13 protein-coding genes are annotated in these 18607 nt (G+C 45.5%); 6 read left to right on the top strand and 7 right to left on the bottom strand.

Annotation, left to right across the window (positions count from 1 at the left end):
• The 5 genes from aspS to Q0413_RS04425 form a co-directional block, all read left to right on the top strand.
• A partial coding sequence (gene aspS / locus Q0413_RS04445; RefSeq protein WP_298987719.1) for an aspartate--tRNA ligase occupies positions 1 to 1145 on the top strand: 1145 nt, incomplete at its 5' end.
• Positions 1142 to 1723, top strand: coding sequence for an adenylate kinase (locus Q0413_RS04440; RefSeq protein ID WP_298062324.1), 582 nt, complete (start codon positions 1142 to 1144; stop codon positions 1721 to 1723). The genes aspS and Q0413_RS04440, both read left to right, overlap by 4 nt.
• A gap of 267 nt (positions 1724 to 1990) precedes the next feature.
• Complete coding sequence (locus Q0413_RS04435) at positions 1991 to 2347, top strand: NirD/YgiW/YdeI family stress tolerance protein (RefSeq protein ID WP_298987717.1); 357 nt, start codon at positions 1991 to 1993, stop codon at positions 2345 to 2347.
• Positions 2348 to 2356: 9 nt separating this feature from the next.
• Positions 2357 to 2875: an inorganic diphosphatase gene (gene ppa / locus Q0413_RS04430; protein WP_298987714.1), complete on the top strand. Its 519-nt coding sequence runs from the start codon at positions 2357 to 2359 to the stop codon at positions 2873 to 2875.
• Between the two features lie 202 nt (positions 2876 to 3077).
• On the top strand, positions 3078 to 4574 hold the full coding sequence (locus Q0413_RS04425) for a hypothetical protein (RefSeq protein WP_298987712.1): 1497 nt from the start codon (positions 3078 to 3080) through the stop codon (positions 4572 to 4574).
• 759 nt (positions 4575 to 5333) lie between these two features.
• Here Q0413_RS04425 and Q0413_RS04420 read toward each other — a convergent pair.
• The 7 genes from Q0413_RS04420 to Q0413_RS04390 all read right to left on the bottom strand — a co-directional run bounded on the left by Q0413_RS04420 (position 5334) and on the right by Q0413_RS04390 (position 17836).
• Entirely contained in the window at positions 5334 to 8324 is a 2991-nt protein-coding gene (locus Q0413_RS04420) for a TonB-dependent hemoglobin/transferrin/lactoferrin family receptor (protein WP_298987710.1), read from the bottom strand.
• 440 nt (positions 8325 to 8764) lie between these two features.
• The gene (locus tag Q0413_RS04415; protein WP_298987708.1) at positions 8765 to 9790 is read right to left on the bottom strand and encodes an SEL1-like repeat protein; all 1026 of its coding nucleotides are present in this window, start codon (positions 9788 to 9790) and stop codon (positions 8765 to 8767) included.
• 130 nt (positions 9791 to 9920) lie between these two features.
• Positions 9921 to 12002: an RNA degradosome polyphosphate kinase gene (locus Q0413_RS04410; protein ID WP_297961256.1), complete on the bottom strand. Its 2082-nt coding sequence runs from the start codon at positions 12000 to 12002 to the stop codon at positions 9921 to 9923.
• Between the two features lie 447 nt (positions 12003 to 12449).
• Positions 12450 to 12980, bottom strand: coding sequence for a hypothetical protein (locus tag Q0413_RS04405; RefSeq protein ID WP_298987707.1), 531 nt, complete (start codon positions 12978 to 12980; stop codon positions 12450 to 12452).
• A complete protein-coding gene (locus Q0413_RS04400) occupies positions 12967 to 13515 on the bottom strand; it encodes a hypothetical protein (RefSeq protein WP_298987706.1) in 549 nt (182 codons plus the stop codon). The genes Q0413_RS04405 and Q0413_RS04400 overlap by 14 nt, the downstream gene beginning before the upstream one ends.
• Positions 13516 to 13731: 216 nt before the next feature.
• Complete coding sequence (locus tag Q0413_RS04395) at positions 13732 to 15789, bottom strand: hypothetical protein (protein WP_298987705.1); 2058 nt, start codon at positions 15787 to 15789, stop codon at positions 13732 to 13734.
• Entirely contained in the window at positions 15743 to 17836 is a 2094-nt protein-coding gene (locus Q0413_RS04390; protein ID WP_298987703.1) for a replicative DNA helicase, read from the bottom strand. Before Q0413_RS04390 ends, Q0413_RS04395 begins: the two co-directional genes overlap by 47 nt.
• Before the next feature lie 264 nt (positions 17837 to 18100).
• Between Q0413_RS04390 and Q0413_RS04385 the strand changes: the two genes are divergently transcribed.
• The gene (locus Q0413_RS04385; protein ID WP_298101943.1) at positions 18101 to 18325 is read left to right on the top strand and encodes a hypothetical protein; all 225 of its coding nucleotides are present in this window, start codon (positions 18101 to 18103) and stop codon (positions 18323 to 18325) included.
• The last annotated feature ends 282 nt before the right edge of the window (positions 18326 to 18607 follow it).

Raw genomic sequence — 18607 nt, 5'->3', positions numbered from 1 at the left:
TGTGCTCGGGCTTTGATAAATACTTCCAGATCGCGCGCTGCTACCGCGACGAGGACCTGCGCGCCGACCGCCAGCCGGAATTTACGCAGATCGATATCGAGATGAGCTTCAATACCCAGTACGACGTAATGCGCGTAGCCGAGGAGGTTTTAAAGGACATTTTTAAATCCTGCGGTCGCGAGATCGTCACTCCTTTTAGACATATGGAGTATAAGGACGCGATGGAGCTTTACGGCAGCGACAAACCCGATCTGCGCTACGATATGCCTTTCATCGACGTAGCCGATATTTTTGAAAAATCGAGCAACGAAATTTTTTCAAATTTAGCCAAAGACCGCAAGGCTAATCGCGTAAAAGCGCTCAAAGTCGAGGGCGGCGATCTGAAATTTAGCAAGCGGCAGATGCAAGGCTTTGAGGAGTACGTGAAAAAATTCGGCGCGCAAGGGCTTGCGTTTATCCAAGTAAAAGAGGACGGTCTAAAGGGGCCGCTGGTAAAATTCTTTGAAAAAAGCGAGCTGGACGAGCTTATCAAGCGCTGCGAGCTTAAAGTCGGCGACGTCGTATTTTTCGGCGCGGGCAAAAAGAAAATCGTGCTTGATTATATGGGTAGATTTAGAATTTTCCTTGCAAACGAGCTTGGTCTCATAGATCCGAACAGGCTTGAGTTTTTGTGGGTCGTAAATTTCCCTATGTTTGAGCAAAACGACGACGGCAGCTACTCCGCGATGCACCATCCTTTCACTATGCCGAACAATCCCGACGAGCCAGATTTGGAGGATATTACCTCGATTGCCTACGACGTCGTGCTAAACGGCATTGAGCTTGGTGGCGGCAGCATCAGGATCCACAAAGCGGACATTCAAGAAAAGGTCTTTAGGTTGCTTAAGATCGAGCCTGCAGAGCAGAGGGAGAAATTCGGCTTCCTGCTTGATGCGCTAAGCTTCGGCGCGCCTCCGCACGGAGGTATCGCGATCGGCTTTGATAGGCTGATGATGCTGGTTACTGGCTCAAGCAGTATCCGCGAGGTTATCGCGTTTCCTAAAACGCAGCGCGCGCAGTGTCCGCTCACCAAAGCTCCTAGCGTCGTTACAGACGAGCAGCTTCGCGAGCTAGGTCTTAGGCTTCATAAGAAGGAGCAAAAATGAAAAGCCTTTTTTTAATCATCGGCGCTCCTGGCAGCGGCAAAACGACCGATGCGAGTATGATCGCTCAGATGAATCAAAGCATCGAGCACTACTCCACGGGCGATCTGCTACGCGCCGAGGTAGCAAGCGGCAGCGCTCTGGGCAGGCAGATAGATGGCTTCATTTCTAAAGGCAATCTCGTGCCGCTTGATATCGTCGTAAATGCTATCGTTAGCGCGATTAAAAGCTCACCTAAAGACTTCATCATCATCGACGGCTATCCAAGAAGCGTCGAGCAGATGAATAAGCTAGACGAGGTGCTGCGAGGCGACGATGATGTAAATCTTAGCGCAGTCATCGAAGTGTGCGTTAGCGAGGAAATCGCCAAGGAGCGTGTTTTAGGACGCGCTCGCGGAGCAGACGATAACGAGGAGGTCTTTAAAAACCGCATGGCGGTATTTTCAGAGCCGATCGAGGATATCCGTAAATTTTACGGCGACGCGGGCGTATTTTACAGCGTAAACGGCGAGCGCACGGTCGAGGAGATCGTAGCGGACATAAACGCTATAATCGCCGCGCAGATCGAAAAATTAGGCTAGCGCGCTTGGGGCGGCTTAAATTTTAAGCGCCTTTGGCTTCTTTTTCATAGCGCAAGCGGCGCAAATCGCGCTTAAATTTAATGCGTCTTTAGCACGAGCGTGCCTTTAAATTTATAGCTCGCCGTCGCGCTAGATAGCCAAATTTTAAGCGTAAATTTAAAAGCTCGCGCCGCAAATTTAATGCGAGCGTTAAATATGAGCGGCTTTTAAATTTAATGAAATTTCAGATCTGTTTGCGGATACAGAGATTAAAATTTAAGGATAGATATGGTTAGAAAATTTTTAATTAATATGGCTTTGTGCGCGGCTGCATTCGCCGCGGGCGGGTTTGTCCCAAGCGGTGCGACGGCGCAAAATCAGCCGTCAAGCGTCAAAGAAGCGCTTACATTAAGAGATGATTCTTTTGTCGTAATCGACGGCAAGATAAAATCTCAACTCAGACACGAACATTATCGATTTGTGGATCAAAACGGCGATAGCATCGAGGTTGAGATCGATGATGACGTTTGGCGCGGCGTGAGCGTAGATGAAAATACGCTCGTGCGAATTAGCGGCGAGATCGACAAAGATTTTACCAAAACGACGATAGACGTAAAAAATATCAAAATTTTAAATTCTAAATAAAGGAAAACTATGGATCTTTCAAAGATAAAAGTGGGTTCAAACCCCGATAAAATCAACGCAGTGATCGAGATCCCTTACGGCTCGAACATCAAATACGAGATCGACAAAGCAAGCGGTGCGCTCTGCGTAGATCGCGTGCTATACGGTGCGATGTTTTACCCCGCAAACTACGGCTTCGTGCCCAATACCTTGTCAGACGACGGCGATCCCGCGGATGTTTTGGTGCTAAACGAATACCCGCTTGCCGCAGGCAGCGTGATCCCGTGCCGCTTAATCGGCGTTTTGATGATGGAGGACGAAAACGGAATGGACGAGAAGCTGCTTGCCGTGCCGGTTAGCAAGATCGATCCGCGATTTGAGGGCATTAAAGGGGTCGCCGATCTGCCTAAAGCGACGCTGGATAAGATCAAAAATTTCTTCGAAACCTACAAGCTTTTAGAGCCGAATAAATGGGTCAAAGTGAAGGACTTCGCAAGCGCCGCCGAGGCCGAGAAAATCCTAGACAAAGCGATCAAGGCTTATAAATAAAATTTACAAGCATCCTTCGATTTGGAATTTCGCCTCACCTTTAAGACGCTGGCGAAATTCCAAAATTTTAAAATTTGATGAGATTTGCGAAGCGCAGAGCGATGTGAGGATTTTTAAATCAAGCTTGCAAAGCGCTCGCTTAAATTTTATAAATATCGCGCAGCTAGATACTAAAATTTTAAATTTTAAAAAGGCAACTCAAATGAAAAAGATTTATATCGCGCTATTTATAGCAGTTGCTTTTTCGCTCTGCATACAATCAATCTCCGGTTTTAAAGGCATTAAAATTAGTATGTCAAACGATGCGCAGGGCATCCGCCTGAAGTTTAGCCCAAAGCTGAGCGAGGATCAAAATACGCAAATGCAAAACTTGGCGGATTTCTTACGCTTTAGCGATAAGGGGCGAGAGAATTACTATAGTATAAGCTTCTTTAGCGATATCGCTACGACATGGGATTTGTATGAAAAGCTTGCGGACATTGATGAGCTAGACTTCGGCAGAAACGCGAATTTTATGACCGTTTCGCCGATTAGAGTGGATGAGGTTACGCAGGTTCCGCCCGAGATTTGCTTGCTTTCAAATTTAAAAAAGCTCGATTTGCAAGGCACGAGAGTTTCGGATCTGCCTTCGTGCGTGCAAAATTTAAAAAAGCTCGAGTATTTAGGCTTGCGTGCTACTAAATTTACGGAGATTAGTGAAAATATCTCAAAAATTCCGAATCTTAAGACGCTGATTTTGGATCGTTGCCCCATAAAAGAGTTGAGCGCGAATGCAGCGAATTTAAAGAATTTAGAATATCTTGAGCTGGATGAAACGCATATTTCGCAATTGCCGCCACAGATTGCAGGGATGAGCAAGCTGCGAAAGCTTAGCTGTTATCGCTGTAATTTTTTACATACCTTGCCTGCGCATCTGGCGGAGCTTAAAAAACTGGAAATTTTAGATCTTACGAGCACGCATATAGAGGCGCTACCAGATGAGGTTTCGCGAATGTCTAGCCTAAAGGAGCTGATCGAAGATTTTACTTCTCCACCTGAAAACATCGTAAATTTACCCAATCTTGAGGAGTGGGGCCATATGGACGAGCAGAGATTGCGGCTCGCCGTAAAAATCCCATCGCTCAAAAGGCTTCATATAGATTCGGATGTCCGGACGATCCCGTCTGAGTTAGGGGATTTGCATAATCTGCAGGAGCTTTCTATTTGGTCTGAAAATTTACAAGAAATTCCTGAAAGTATCGGCGCATTAAAAAGCTTAAAAAAGCTCGATATTAGCGGATATAAGCAAGATAGTCTGCCTGAGAGCATCGGCATGCTTGATGCTTTGGAAGAGCTGAAAATTAACAGCCAGTCCATTACGAAAATCCCTGAGGGCATCGGAAACCTACATAATTTAAAGAAGCTTTACATCCACGGCAAAAATATTACGCAGATCCCGGAAAGCGCAGGAAACTTAAAAAATTTAGAAGTTCTAGACCTATCCGAGACCTCGATCAAAAAACTACCGCAGAGTATAAACGATATGACGAGTCTTAAATACATTGATCTTCGTGATACCGATTTAAAGGAGCTTAACGTCGATTTTATCGGCCTTAGCAAGCTTTACGGCATTAATTTGTATGGCGTAAAGCTTAAAAAGAAGCCCGTAGTTCCAAAGATAGAGGGAAGACATATTAGCATTAGAGGATATGAGGATTAAATTTAAAACGAAGCTATGATTTGTCCAGCGCCGGCATATACTGTGGCGGGATTCTAAGCAAATAATACAAGGAGATAAATCGCGCAAAAGATCGCTAGCCGGATCAGCCCTGCGCGCTAACGACGGCGAGACTTAGCGAGCTTTAAAGCCTCCTGCGGGCGCCGCAAATTTAAAAACCTCGTGCGCCGCGCGAAAATAGAACAATTTATCTGTGTGGGCTCTTCCTTAAATTTAGCGAGCTTCGGAGCAAAATTTGAAGTTAAAATTTTTAAAGGACCACTGCGTTTATAAGATTTGTCGTTACAAGCGGGCGAGATAGAGCGAAGAGAAATAGATTACGCACATTGCCGCAAAAAGGCTATCTTCGCTTGGAAGCGAGATGATACGCTTGCGGATTACGGCATTAAAATTCCCCTGCGATTTGTGTAGTGTGGGGCTGTGCGCTTGCGAAATTTTTAGCACATACGGGCGCTATGTTTTCCGGCTCGGTAAATTTATACGGGCAAAAATTCGATCTCGAAGCGACGGAAAGATCGCGGGCGTCATTGCAAAATTACAAAGCTGATGTCATCACGGACAGGAGCCTTTGGGCTACCGCGCTACGTAAAATTTTGAAATTTACACGCTGCATAAAATTCGGAAATCTAAATGATACCAAATGATTTACTATCGCCATCTTTTTAAATTTAGTAATAAATCTATAAATTTTGATTCCAAAGGCTTTTGTTTTAATAAGACGTCAAACACTTGATTAAATTTTTAAAACTGAAACTCCCATGTGAGTTTATAGTTCCTACCCGGCGAGTAAAAGCGGTTGATGCCAAGCCCTGTTTCTTGATCTATCAGATTGCTAGTTCCAAAAGGCCTTATTGATCTGGCGCTTTCCCAAGTGATATATTTGCGATCGGTTATATTATATGCGCCTGCACGAAGAGTTAGATATTTGATCGGCTTTACATATGTTACGAAGTCTATCGTGGTATATCCGCCGCTTCTCCATTCCACTTCGCTATTGCTTACAGGTTTGCCGTTTACGATTTTGCCGCTTCGCGCTTGCTCATACCAATACATATTATAGGTGTCGTCTCCTTTTTTGGCAGCTACCGCAGTTACAAATAGATCTGCGCCGAATTTATCGCCTGGGCTTTGGTAGCTTACGCTATAAACCGCCGTTCTAGGCTGGATCGCATTCATCGGCGTATCGGTTTTGCCATTACCTATATCCATTCTACCCTTTTGGATACTTAGCTTATATCCAATGCTAAAACCCTGCAATGGCTGCCAAATTTGATCCAAAGCCAGTCTCGAATCTATCTCTATTCCTCTTACTCTTGCTTTTGGACGATTTACGTTTTGATACACAGAGGTAGGCATTGTACTTCCGCCGTTTCCGTAAGGAAGCTGGAATTCCCCCTTGTATTGTAAATCTATAAAATTCCTATAATCAGTTTGGAATAAATTCAATGTAACGAAGCTTGGCGAATTATGAAACGTAAAGGCAATCTCTTTAGTCTTTGCCGTTTCTTTTTTCAAATCCAAATTCGGATATATCGAAAAATCGGGGTGCTGGAAAGTGAAGTAAATTTCATCCGAGGTAGGAGCTCTAAATCCGTTTGCATATTTAAGCTGAAGCCTGAAAAAATCAAGTGGATCGATGCTTGTAGATAAAGAATATGAATTTGCCGAATATTTTCTCTTCTGAGAGGCTAAATATACGGCGTTGGCTTCTGCATTTGCATCTTTGTGAGCTTTTATCTCTTTTTGAGATGGAGTGCCGGGAAGCGGCGTATAAGGAACAAACATTCCGATAAATAGATCAGTTGGAATTTTTGGCGTAACGCCTGGAGTATAAGATGGATTGTGTTTAACCTTATCATATCTATAATTAAGATCAAAGGCCAAAACATCGTTTATACGAAAGTCATCTCCCACATAAAGCGCTCCGGTTTTGGTCTCGACCGGAATAAGGAAGCTAAAAGGATCATCTTCGTGACCGCAAGCGTTATTATAGGCAGAGGCATTGGTATATGATTGGCATTTATCTGGATACCAAGTGCCTAATATGGGAAACTTAGGATTAGTATTTCTAACTCCTGCAAAGTATTTAGCCCACCATTGTTTATTTTGAGGAGAATAACCCGCCCTATTTACCATACTTTTATCGCTTTTACTATAAAGCCCTCCATAACTTAAAGAGTGTTCTGTGCTTTTTATATGAAAGTCTTTTGTAAGATCAAGATTAAACTGCTTAGTATCGGTATTTAAATCTCTATCCTTCCAGTTATTTTCTACATATCCGTTTTGGTTAGGTAAAAGTACCTCATCCGAACCAACTGGTGATAATTTGCCGTAATTGCCTTTACTATGAGGCGTAGTTACTTTATTTATTGAATATGTTTTATATGTACCGCTATTCGTATCAAAAAGAGTCATGCCTTTAGAACAATCATATTCATCACAATTTACGTAAACATCATCATTAGGTTTATAACTACTATATGCGTCCGTATTTAATATATGAGGTTCATTTTTTGGATTATCCGGATCTGAAAAATCAAATTGACTATCTACTAATGTAGGCATAAATCCCCACTTTAGCCATGTCTTTACTTCCCCTCCATATTTATCTACCATTTTTCCGTCTTCATTTATATGAAGACCGGACGGATTTGAATTTCCCGCGCAGTTATCGCCCTCGCAATACTCATCCGTTCTCGCTTTTAACTTAATATGTTGCTTGTTATAGCTAAATTTTAAGCTATCCCACAAAGGCGTTTCATCGAAATTTTCGTAAGAAAACGAGTAATTCTTTCTTTCGCTTCTATCGTTAGTGTGTCGTATATCGTTAGTCAATGCTCCCCAAGGGGTTTGCGTATTATAAAGAGCAAATTGATTCGACCAGTCTATTCCCTCTGATTTTATATTAGACTTATCGTATCCTAGGCTAAATCTATCGGTATCGGTAGGCTGAAAGCCAAATTTTACCAATGTGCTTTTCTTGTAAATTCTATACGGATCGGGCTTTTCCCTAACTTTTCTGATGACGGTTGGGTCATAGTCTTTATATCCCCAGTTTTTTAGTTCATGTCCTTCTCTATCGGTGTGAATAGCCAAGAGATCAAACCATTTAAACCGAACTGCAGCTGCGTGGCTTTGCCAGTTTTGTCTATCCGCACTTTGATACCCGCGCTTAAATCCGTAATACCAATCCTTCTCCGTTAAATAATCTCTCGCATCCTTTGTCTCAAACGCCACAGAACCACCTAGCGCGCCCGAGCCTCTTTTTACCGAATCTGCACCTTTAGTGATATCTACCTGTCTTATGTTTTCAACCTCAACGCCGTTTCTAGTATTATTAAAGTTTTCATATCCTTCAAATAGATCTTTAAAACCTTGCGAGCTTAATGTTTCTGCTTGGCGAAGTCCATCAATACTTATATCTACGCGGTTTTCATCTACTCCGCGGATCGAATAACCACTAGCACCGAATCTTCCGCTTTCGACAACTGAAACGCCGGTTTCGTGACGAACCATATCTCTACTATCGCTAACTTGCTCTTTGGCGAGTTGCTTGGCGCTCTTTTTCGTTTCGCCGACTTTTTTGGTAAGCGGGTCGCTTTCTACGTTTCCCGTAACATTGATCTGCCCTAAATTTTGGGAGCCACCTTCGCTATCATCTTCCGCAGCTAAAGTGGCCGCGCATAAACAAAGCGCTCCCGCCGCTGCAATAGAAAACCTAAATAAGCTCATTTTGATCCTTTTATAATACTATTTCTCATAGGCGTTATTAAAAAGAGCAGTATATTAGTGAAAAATTCTTTAAATTTAAATTAAAAAGAATTTATTTATCATTTGTAATTTCGGAACTTAATTAAATTTTAATAAATTCCCTAGCCTTGCGCCTTTATCTCCTAAATTTGCGTTTTTTAAAAACAGAAATTTTTACTTTAAATTTAAAAGTATTTCTATTAAATGCATGCGATGAGACAGCGAGTAAATTTTAAAATTTTATCATAAGCAAGCGGAATTTTATCTACGTGTAGTATATAGCTGGCATCATGTCAGATTGGTATTTCTAGGAAGCTGCGCCTAAGATAATTTATAAAATTTAGAATTTTAAAATTCTAAAAAATTTGACAGCTCGCTGATTACGTAGCCTTGTTTGCGCAAAAGCATGCAAACTTCATGGATTAAGGCGCGCTCGGTGCGATGCCGTGCTTATCATCGATGAGTTCTGCTTCGTTTAATTGCTTGTATTCGTCGCAGCCGATCTGCTCTGCTAAATCGCATGCTTTCCCGTAAAATTCTTTTGCTAAGGATCTATCTTGTTTAATATGCCATCCATTTTTGTATAAATCCCCGAGATAACTACACGAGTCCGCATCCCCGCTCTCGCAAGTATTTTTAAGCAAATTTAGCCCGCTTTGATATAGGCTTTCTGCTTTTTGGTAATTGCCTGCTTTGTATAAGTCTCCCAGAATCAAGCACGCCGCCGCCTTGCCGCCATCACAAGCCTTCTGGTATAAATCCGCAGCCTTTTTGAAATCCTTCTCTACGCCCTTGCCGTCTATATATAGATCCGCTAGGCGCTGGCACTCATATAAGTCGCCTTCATCGCATTTCTTTTGATTTATTTGAGCTTTCTTTTGGTACAAAACAGCCGCTTTTTTATATAGGCTCTCCGCCTTTTGCAAATCCTGTCTGACCTTGTCGCCGTTTTTATATAAATATGCAAGGTTATTGCACATATCTGCATCACCGTTATCGCAAATCATTTGACGCAAAACCATAGCCTTGTGCTTGTCTCTTGGGACGCCGATACCGGATTCGTATGAAATTGCAAGCAAATTGCACGAAAACATATTGCCGCCGTCACAAGCCTTTTGATGCAGGCTCGCCGCCTTTTGATAATCTTGTCTAACGCCATAGCCTTCAAAGTATAGTCCTGCAAGCTCATAGCAACCGGTCATATCTCCGTCATCGCAGGCTTTTTGATAAAAATTCGCCGCTTTTTGATAGTTTTGAGTGACGTTCCTGCCGAATCGATATAAGTTCCCGAGCATATAGCAGCTTTGCGTATCTCCACCGTCGCAGCTGCGCTGCCACATTTTTATCGCTTTAGGATAATCGCCGTCCTCATAGAGCTTGTCTGCGTCTTCAAAGACTCCGCCCATACAAAACATAGCTATAACGGCTAGATAAAGATATCTTTTCATTTAATCCCTTTAAAATTTCTGTAAATCTACTCGCACGTTCACGGCGCGAAATTCCGTATTTAGTATTTTATGATCTCAGTTTGCGCGTGGGTTTTGCGCGCGGCTAGCCCTAGCAGAACCGAGACCGCGCCTAGCTCTCCTTCAAAAGCTTGGTTAGCGCCGTGCCGCTTTCGTCATGCTTGCGGATATTTTTATAAATTTTATTGAAATAAATTTCTAAAAATTCCTGATCGTCGATTTTCTCTTCGCCCTTTTTCGGCACGATCTTTCGGTACTCGCCGCTGCTTTGTAGCTCGAATGCAAGCTCATTGTCGCTTAGCTGAAGCTTTAAAATTTCTTTGAGTTTGTTTTGCAGATTTTCGTTGTAAATCGGGCTCATCAGCTCCAGCCTGCGTTCTAAATTTCGCGGCATCCAATCCGCGCTCGCGATGTATAGGCTGGGCTGCGCGTGCGCGAAGTAAAAAATTCTAGCGTGCTCCAGGTATTTGCCGACGATCGAGATCACGCGGATATTTTCGCTGACGCCCTTAAGCGCCGGGCGCAAGCAGCAGATGCCGCGCACGATGAGATCGATCTTCACGCCCGCGGTGCTTGCTTTATACAGCGCCTTGATCATATCGCCGTCGACAAGAGCGTTCATCTTAGCGATGATCCTGCCGGCAGAGCCTTTTTTCTCCTCGTTTTTTATCATCGCAAGGAGTCGCTCTTTGATCTGCATCGGCGACATAGAGAGGTTGTCGAGCTTGCGGTTTTTGTTGTAGCCCGAGAGGATGTGGAAGAAATTCGTCGTATCCTTATCGAAGCGATCGCCGCAGGTAAAAAAGCTCACGTCGGTGTAAATTTTAGCGCTCGAGCCGTTGTAGTTGCCCGTGCCTAAGTGGATATAAAATTTTAACTTGCCGTCCTCTTTTTTGATGATCTGAGTTACCTTGGCATGGACTTTAAAGCCCGTGATGCCGTAGATCACGTGCGCGCCCGCGTCTTCGAGCGCCTTCGCCCAGTGCAGGTTGTTTTCTTCATCAAACCTCGCCTTAAGCTCGACCATCACCGTCACCTGCTTGCCGTCGCTTGCGGCCTCGATCAGGCTCTGGACGATCGGGGAGTTTTTCTCCACGCGATACAGCGTCATACGGATCGAGATGACCTTCGGATCCTTGGCGGCCTCTTTGATGAGTTTTTGCACCGGATCGAAGCTTTCGTAAGGATGAATTAACAAGATATCCTCCTTCTCCATAGCGCTCATAACGGAGGTGTTTTCGTTAAAGGGGGGTAGCGTCTTTGGCAGATACTGAGGATGGGCTAGAAAGGAAAAATCCTTATTAGAGGCGATCTCCCAAAGCCCGTCTAGCGTAAGCGGCACGGCGCATTCATATATATCTTTGTAAAAGATTTTAAGATGAGAATTTAGAAATTCTAAAAGCTCGGCATCGGCATCTTTTTCGATCTGGAGCCGCACAAAAGCCCCCTTGCGGCGCAGTTTAAGCCCCGCTTCTAGGATCATCATAAAATCGTCCGCTTCCTCCTCTTCGATCACGATATCTGCGTTTCGCGTGACGCGGAAGGCTGCGGAGCTGATGAGCTTGTAGCCGGGGAAAATCTCCTCCGCATGGCGTTTTACGATGGTGCCGATCGGCACGTAGGTGTTTTGCGCGACCTGCACGAAGCGCGGGATCACGCGCGGAATTCTAATCATCCCAAAATGTACCGACTCGGGCGCGCCCTCGTCGCAGAGCTTGACTGCGAGGGAGAAGCTGAGATTGTTTAGATGTGGGAAAGGATGGGTCGCATCCACTGCGATCGGGACGATGACGGGCATTATCTGCGAGAAAAAAAATTCGTCCGCTACCGGCTTTAGCTCGGGCTGCAGCTCGTCGTAGCTTTTGATAAAAAGCCCGTTTTTGCAAAGCTCCTTTTGTATGCCGAAATACTGCTGCTCAAGCTCGGTTTGTTCGTTTCTTAAATAGGAGCGGATCGCGCGTAGCTGCTCAAGAGGCGTCATCTCGTCATCGCCGCTGGTTATAACACCGGCGGTGAAAAGCTGCTTCAGACCCGCCACGCGGATCATATAAAATTCGTCTAAATTAGTGCTGTAAATCGCTAGAAATTTTAATTTTTCAATTAGCGGGATATCCTTTTTGCATTGTTCCAGCACGCGAGTATTGAAGCGTAGCCAGCTTAGCTCGCGGTTTATAAAATTATTTTGTGTTTGCATAAAAACTCCTTTTTGAATATTAATTCTAAGATTATAGCCCAATTAAGATTAAATTTTAAAGTCCGAATTTCATGAGCTTGAAAGTGGGGCAATTTAGTATTTAAAATTCTGCCCTAATTCCCTATTTTTCCTAAATCCTTGCACATTTGCGCGTCGCCGTCTTTGCAGCCCAGCTTTAAATACCAATTTGCTCTTTCTCTTCCTCGCTCATATCAAGCACCCATTTGCACGCTTGTTTTATTGCGAGTTAAAAATAGCGCTTTCATTTCAGCCGCTCTAAACGATATAAATTTGAATCAGAAAGCGACGTAAATTTTATCTTTTTACTAACGGCTACACTTTGATTGCGCTCTGCCGCGACCGGCATCATTAAGATCAAAAGCGCCAAAATTGCTGGATAGAATTCTTTAATTATCGCTCTTTGCCCTTCTTTGGATTTGCCATCTTTTACTCCTTAATTGAATTTGCGTTGTATTTATCAGTTATTTCTTCAAATGCTTCTATCGCACACTTTACAGGATCGTGTTCCTCCTCATCTCGTAAGCAGTTTTCTAAAGCTATCTTTAACGCGCAAGATCTTAGTTTAAATAGTTTTTTCTGATCGGTAAATTTTTCACAAGCCGTAGTGTAATTTATAACAGCCTTTTTAATGTTGCCTCTTAAACCTATATCTTGTGTTCCAAGAGCAAAACAAGACTCCGCGATACCCGCTTTGCAAGATTTTTCATAAGGAGTGATAGAAGCCTCACGCATACCAAGCTTAGGACCTAATATATAACCAAGATCCGAGCATCCGATCATATCTCCGCCATCACATTTTTTAGATAAAATTTCTATTAGTTTAGTACACGAGCTATATTTGCCGTTTCCTTTATCGCATTCGTTATAAAGATTTTCCTCTTCAGCCGTAGGCTTACCAGCCATTACGATAGAAGCTAAAAATATCATAGAATAAAATACAAAATTAATTTTCCCCATACAATTTCCTTTCGACACCTTCAAAAATAATTTTACCTTTTTTTATAGGGTTACACTCTTTGTCTTTTAGGCAGGCTTTCAGTTCCTCGATATTTTTGCAAACTATATCTCTATCTTTAAGATCGCTATTACAAACTTTTTCAAGACTTTTAATTGCTGCTTGCATATTACCGTTTAGATATATATCTAGCGTACCCAATATAAAACAGTGATATGTACTATTGGCATCACACAGCTTAATCAGATATTTCGTAGCTTCCTCTATTCGGCGTAATGATCGCAAAAGATCACTCTGTATAGCACATGAGCGCATATCACCGCCATCGCACTCTTTAGATAAAATTTCAACGAGTTTATTGCACGAACTATATTTTCCGTCACCGTAATCGCAGGATTTCAAAAGCGCTCTTTGCTCTTCGCTCCTCAAATCTTCTAACTTTATTAAACCTGTTAAAGACGATTGTGCCGCAGCAGGGATCGATACAAATGCCATTATAAACGTAAATAACGAAATTTTAAGATAGAATTTTTTCATTAGCACTCCTTGTTTTAAGCGGCGATTATATTTAAAAATTTTTAGTTAGCTCTTAAATTTAAGGAGCGCGGCGGCGCGATAAATGCGCCGTAATCCCACCCGCCTGCGCTTAGATCAAATTTTAAAATTTTCCGTCCGTTGCGCACGAAAACTCCATAATCCGTCGTAAAATTTCGCTCGCAACGGGTCTAAGTTGCGCGGGCATAATCCACCGTCCTACTTCCCGTCTAAATTTAAAATTTCACTCGAAATTTCATCTATCGTCGCGTTGAAATCCTCCGCCAGCGCGCGCTTTAACTCCTCTTTCGCCGCCATCATATCGCGCACGATCGCAGCTTCAAACTCCTCTCGGTTCAGCGCCTCGTCGCCCTTGGCAAACGCAAAATCCAGCCCAAACCACGTAGCCACGGCAAATGCAGGCACGCACACCACCGCGCCTGGACCGCACACAAGCCCCGCACTACCGCTTGTCGCGCTGGCGCCCGCCTTGGTAAGGGTCTTCGCGCCCGTCTTAGCCGCGGTTTTAGCGAGGCTTTTGCTTATCAGCTTTGCGCCTAGCACGCCGCCCAGCGCCCCCAGCCCCGTTCCGCTCGCGCGATACGCCTTGCTTTTTAGACTGAAGCTCTGCGTGACGTTGAGATCGATTTTCGCGCCGTATTTTTTGAGCGTAAAATTTAGCGAGCTCTCATAATTTTTGACGTTTGCCGCAGCGATTTTAGCGATATTTTCGCCAAAATCTTTCGGGAAGCTTTCGCTTACGAAGAGCGCAAATTTCTCATTCAGATACGCCCCCGCGTCATCGTCCCACACGCTGTGCCACAGCACCAGATAATCGCTCAAAAACGAGTAATTGAAATCCGCCATTTTCTGCGCGCTGAGCCTCGCGCCCTCGTCGTAAACGGCGTCTATGTAGCTATTCAGCGCGGATGCGGCGTTTGCTTCCGCGGCAAAGCGCGTAGCGTTTAGCTCGCCTCTTAGAACGTCCACCTCTCGCGCGCTTAAGATCAGCCGCTCGCCGCTTTGCAACACGATCTGCACGCTCGTCTCGACCGCGCTTTTAGGATGTGCGCCCTCCGCCCTGCTCGCTGCCGTTCGCGTCTGCGCGGCGCAGATCAAACACAGCGTGATGTATGCAAGCGCAAATATCGTGCCGCTAAAGCGCCCTATTTTGGGCGCGGACGTGGCTCGCGGCATAAAAAGCACGAAGGCGCAAAGATGCAAAATCGCGCAGTAAAAGAGGAAATCTCCCGCGCAGATCAGAAACAAAAGAGCGATTTTTAGCGAGCTAGGGCTCTGCGACAGCGCCAGATCAAACAGCGCGTTTTTGTAAAATTTCAAAGCGTAAATTTCATTTAGCAGAGCGGATCTGAAGTGCGCTTGCGGCGCGGTAGACTTTAAAATTTCAAAAATTTCGGCTACCGATGCGGGGCTGGTCGCGGAATTTTCAGCCAAGATCTGCGCCGTCCTGACGGAGCCCGCTTTAAAATTTGCGGGCGAAGCGGTAGGTTTTTTGGCGGCATCCGGCGCGGGCTTGACGGCATTGCTCGTCCCGGAATTTCGCACAACTATGGCGACGTTATTCGTCGCGGAATTTTTAGCGGCGTTAGCGGCGTTATCCGTCGCTAAATTTCCGACGGGCGCGGAAGCGTCGTTTGCCGCGAAATTTCCCATGGATGCGGCGGTGCGGGCGGGCGGAGTAAAATTTATCGCGGAATTTTGAAAGTGCGCGGTAGTATCTACGCCGTCCGCGAGCCGCAAATAGGCTAAATTTAGAGCGAAATTTACCGCTACGGCAAGCGCGGCTAGCAGCAAAATACTAAGTTTGAGCGATAAAATTCTAGGGTTTTTAATCTCTTTTAGGCTAAGCTTAAGCACCACCAGACGCATCAGAACAAGAGCTGCAGGCAGCGCCGCGAGCGTCACGAATAGCTCCGCGCCGCGCAGATCGGCTATGCCTAGCGCCAAAGTGGCGCTTAAGATAATCGCGCCCGCGCAGGCAAAAACCCCGCTTATCAGCCTGCCTCTAAAAATTTTAATCAAAATTCCGCCGCTGCGAAATAGCGCCGCATTGGCGCGCTGCTTCGCCTCGTAAAAAAAGCTAAATAGCACCCGAAATAGCGCGTAAGCCCAAAACGCCGCCAGCGCGCAAAAGCCCGCGTCGTCCAAATCCTGCGCGTAAAGCGCGAAGCAAAAAACGCTAACGATCAGCGCTAGTCTAAGCGCTATTTCACAGATCCAGCGGCGCGTCGTCGTCATCGAGCCTGTTTGCCTCATTGACCTTTGGAATACCCATTTCTTCGATATTTAGAGGCGGTGCGGGTTTAAATTTTGCCTCATCCTCTTGCGCCTCAAAAGGCGGCTCATCGCCATCGCCTCTTTCAAAATACGCAGCATCTTCTTGCTGCATGTTCTTTGCGCCTTGCGATGCGCCTTTTGCGCCCGGAGATGTGTCTTTTACGCCTTGCGGAGTGCCCGCTAAATTTTTATGCGCGCCCTCTGTTTGAGGCGCGACACCGCCCGCTCTTGCATCATCTAAATTTTGCCTCTTAAATTCTTGCTTTTGCGGTGCATTCTGTGCCGCACGACGCACCTCTGCTAAGCTCTGCTCTGCGCTAAATTTAGGCTCGGCGCCTATCTCATCGCCGTCCATTTCCTCGTCGCTTTCGCCAAAGCTAGGCATCTCATCAAAATCGATATTTACTCCGTGGTTTCGAGCGCTAGCGGAGCGTGTGTTTAAGCTTACGCCGCTATTTTGCGCTTCGTTAAAATTTTGGGCTTCATTAAAATTCTGCGTTAAATTTTGCTGTAAATTCTGCGCTGCATCGGGATTCGGCATATCTAGGCGCGGCGCAGTAGGCTCCTCAAAGCCCTGATCTTGCAGCTGCGAGACGTAGTCGAGATTGTCGTTTTCATTAAAGATCGCGCTCTCGCTGGGCTCGCCGCCGAAGCTCGTATCGACGAAGCGGGTAAATCTGCCCTGAAAGCCCACCTCGATCGTCCTACCCGCCTCGCCCGAGCGGTTTTTGCCGACGATGATTTCGGCTTTTTCCTGATAGTCGTTGCGCCTAAACACGGGCTCGCCCGCGTCCTTGCCCTCGGCCTCCAGCCGCGAAATGCGCTCGCGCTCCATCTGCTCTTTATAAACCTCGTCGCGATAGACGAAAAGTATGATGTCGGCGTCCTGCTCGATCGCGCCGCTTTCGCGCAGATCGCTTAGCATCGGGCGTTTGTTCGAGCGCGCCTCAAGCGAGCGGTTTAGCTGCGATAGCGCGATGATCGGGATGTTTAGCTCGCGCGCCAAAAGCTTGAGCCCGCGCGAAATTTCGGCGATTTGCAGGTGGCGCTCGGAGTAGTTGCTCGTGCTCGTCATAAGTCCGATGTAATCGATCACGCAAAGCTCGATATTGGCGTCCGCGGCTTTGAGTTTGCGCAGCTGGGTGCGGACCTGGTGTATATTCACGTAGCCGCTGTCATAGACGAAAAGCGGCATATTCAGCACCGCGTCGCAGGCGTCGTTGAAGCGCGTCCAGTCGTCGTCGCTGAGCTTGGCGCTCATTATGTCGCTTAGCGGGATCGAGCTAAGCGCGCTTAGTATGCGATACATCAGCTGCACGGAGGGCATCTCGAGCGAGAAAAATACGACGCCCTTGCCGCTTTGCAGAGTTTTCATCATCAAATTTAGCGCAAAAGCGGTCTTTCCCATACCGGGGCGGGCGGCGATTATGATGAGCTCACCCGGTTTCAACCCCTTCGTGCAGTCGTTTAGGAAGCGAAAGCCCGTATCTAGCCCCACGAGCTCCGAGCCTGCGAGCGCCTTTTGGCGCTTCAGCTCCTCTACTACGTCGGCGATGATCTCGTGCGATTTTTTGATGCCGCCGTGGCGCTCCTCATCGACGAGCTCGTAAATTTTGGAGCTAATTTTATCGGCGGTGTCCTTGCTGCGCACGGCTTCGTTTACCATCGAAGGGATCTCGTGCGCGACCTTGATTAGCGAGCGCTTGATCGATTTTTCGCGCAGCTCGAGCGCGTATTTTGGGGCGTCGACCACGCCGCTGGTGGCTACAACCTCGGTAAATGCGCCATCGTCGTAGCGCTCGGCTAGCCATTTTTTAACGAAGCTCGGCGCGATCGGCTCGTTGTGCGAGGAGCACTTGACGATCGCCTCGTAGATGTCGGCGTGCGGCTTGTAGAAAAAATCGCCGACCGAGATTATCTCGCTCAGCTCGCCGTATGCATCCTCATTTTGCAAAAGCGAGCTTAAAATCGCGCGCTCCATATCCAGATCGTATAAATTTGCAGGCACATTCTGCTTCGTTGCCATCGCTTCCCCTCGTTTCGCATTTAAATTCTATAAAATTTCAAGCTCGCTTCCGCAAATCTCTGCGGTGCGATAATTTTAAATTTTATAGAATTGAAATATCGCCTACTAGCAAAATTCTATCGGGCAAAATTTTATAATTTGAGCCGCTTTAAATTTTGCTATCTAAAATTTCATCCTCAGAATTTTCGCCTTTAAAATCCCGTCAGTTTTAAATTTCGCCCTTTGAAATTTTGACTCTTAAAATTTCGCTCGCCTTAAATTTAGATGCAGGACGAAATCCAGCCGGATGAAATTTCGTGGCGTATCGGAATTTCATCCGTCAAGATTCCGCTTTGCGGCACGGAATTCTACCGAGGCAAATCTGCGAGTAAAATTGGCGAGCGCATAGAGCCAACGCCTAAATTTCATAGACAGCATAAAATTCTACCGCTTAAAATTTCGCGCGGTAAATTCTGCTCTATAAAATTTCGCTCCAAATCGCGAGTTTGAAATTTTAAAATGAAATTCCAAGACGAAATTCCAAAGCTACAATTTTAAACTCAAAAATTTCACACGAAATTTCAGCGCTAAAATTCCAAACCGAAATTACAAGCCGTACTCTCAAAGGCTCAAATTTAAAAGCGCTGCCTCGGAATTAAATTTTAAAATTTTACGCCAAGACACGCTGTACCTATGAGCCTAAACGAATCGCGATGAGCCCGAGAGCACCTTAAAATGCCGAGCAAACTATAACTAGCCAAGCGCGCCAAAATTCAGAGCCGAGCCGCCCAA

Origin of the sequence: uncultured Campylobacter sp. (assembly GCF_938045465.1) — a bacterium.
Taxonomy (GTDB): Bacteria; Campylobacterota; Campylobacteria; order Campylobacterales; family Campylobacteraceae; genus Campylobacter_B.
Note: the sequence above shows the minus strand (reverse complement) of the source record. Positions and strands in the feature narration are given on the sequence as shown.

Bases quoted from the DNA above. Each gene is read 5' to 3' on its own strand.
- Q0413_RS04440 (WP_298062324.1), top strand. From the start codon at position 1,142: ATGAAAAGCCTTTTTTTAATCATCGGCGCTCCTGGCAGCGGCAAAACG.
- Q0413_RS04435 (WP_298987717.1), top strand. From the start codon at position 1,991: ATGGTTAGAAAATTTTTAATTAATATGGCTTTGTGCGCGGCTGCATTC.
- ppa (WP_298987714.1), top strand. From the start codon at position 2,357: ATGGATCTTTCAAAGATAAAAGTGGGTTCAAACCCCGATAAAATCAAC.
- Q0413_RS04425 (WP_298987712.1), top strand. From the start codon at position 3,078: ATGAAAAAGATTTATATCGCGCTATTTATAGCAGTTGCTTTTTCGCTC.
- Q0413_RS04420 (WP_298987710.1), bottom strand. From the start codon at position 8,324: ATGAGCTTATTTAGGTTTTCTATTGCAGCGGCGGGAGCGCTTTGTTTA.
- Q0413_RS04415 (WP_298987708.1), bottom strand. From the start codon at position 9,790: ATGAAAAGATATCTTTATCTAGCCGTTATAGCTATGTTTTGTATGGGC.
- Q0413_RS04410 (WP_297961256.1), bottom strand. From the start codon at position 12,002: ATGCAAACACAAAATAATTTTATAAACCGCGAGCTAAGCTGGCTACGC.
- Q0413_RS04405 (WP_298987707.1), bottom strand. From the start codon at position 12,980: ATGGGGAAAATTAATTTTGTATTTTATTCTATGATATTTTTAGCTTCT.
- Q0413_RS04400 (WP_298987706.1), bottom strand. From the start codon at position 13,515: ATGAAAAAATTCTATCTTAAAATTTCGTTATTTACGTTTATAATGGCA.
- Q0413_RS04395 (WP_298987705.1), bottom strand. From the start codon at position 15,789: ATGAGGCAAACAGGCTCGATGACGACGACGCGCCGCTGGATCTGTGAA.
- Q0413_RS04390 (WP_298987703.1), bottom strand. From the start codon at position 17,836: ATGGCAACGAAGCAGAATGTGCCTGCAAATTTATACGATCTGGATATG.
- Q0413_RS04385 (WP_298101943.1), top strand. From the start codon at position 18,101: ATGCAGGACGAAATCCAGCCGGATGAAATTTCGTGGCGTATCGGAATT.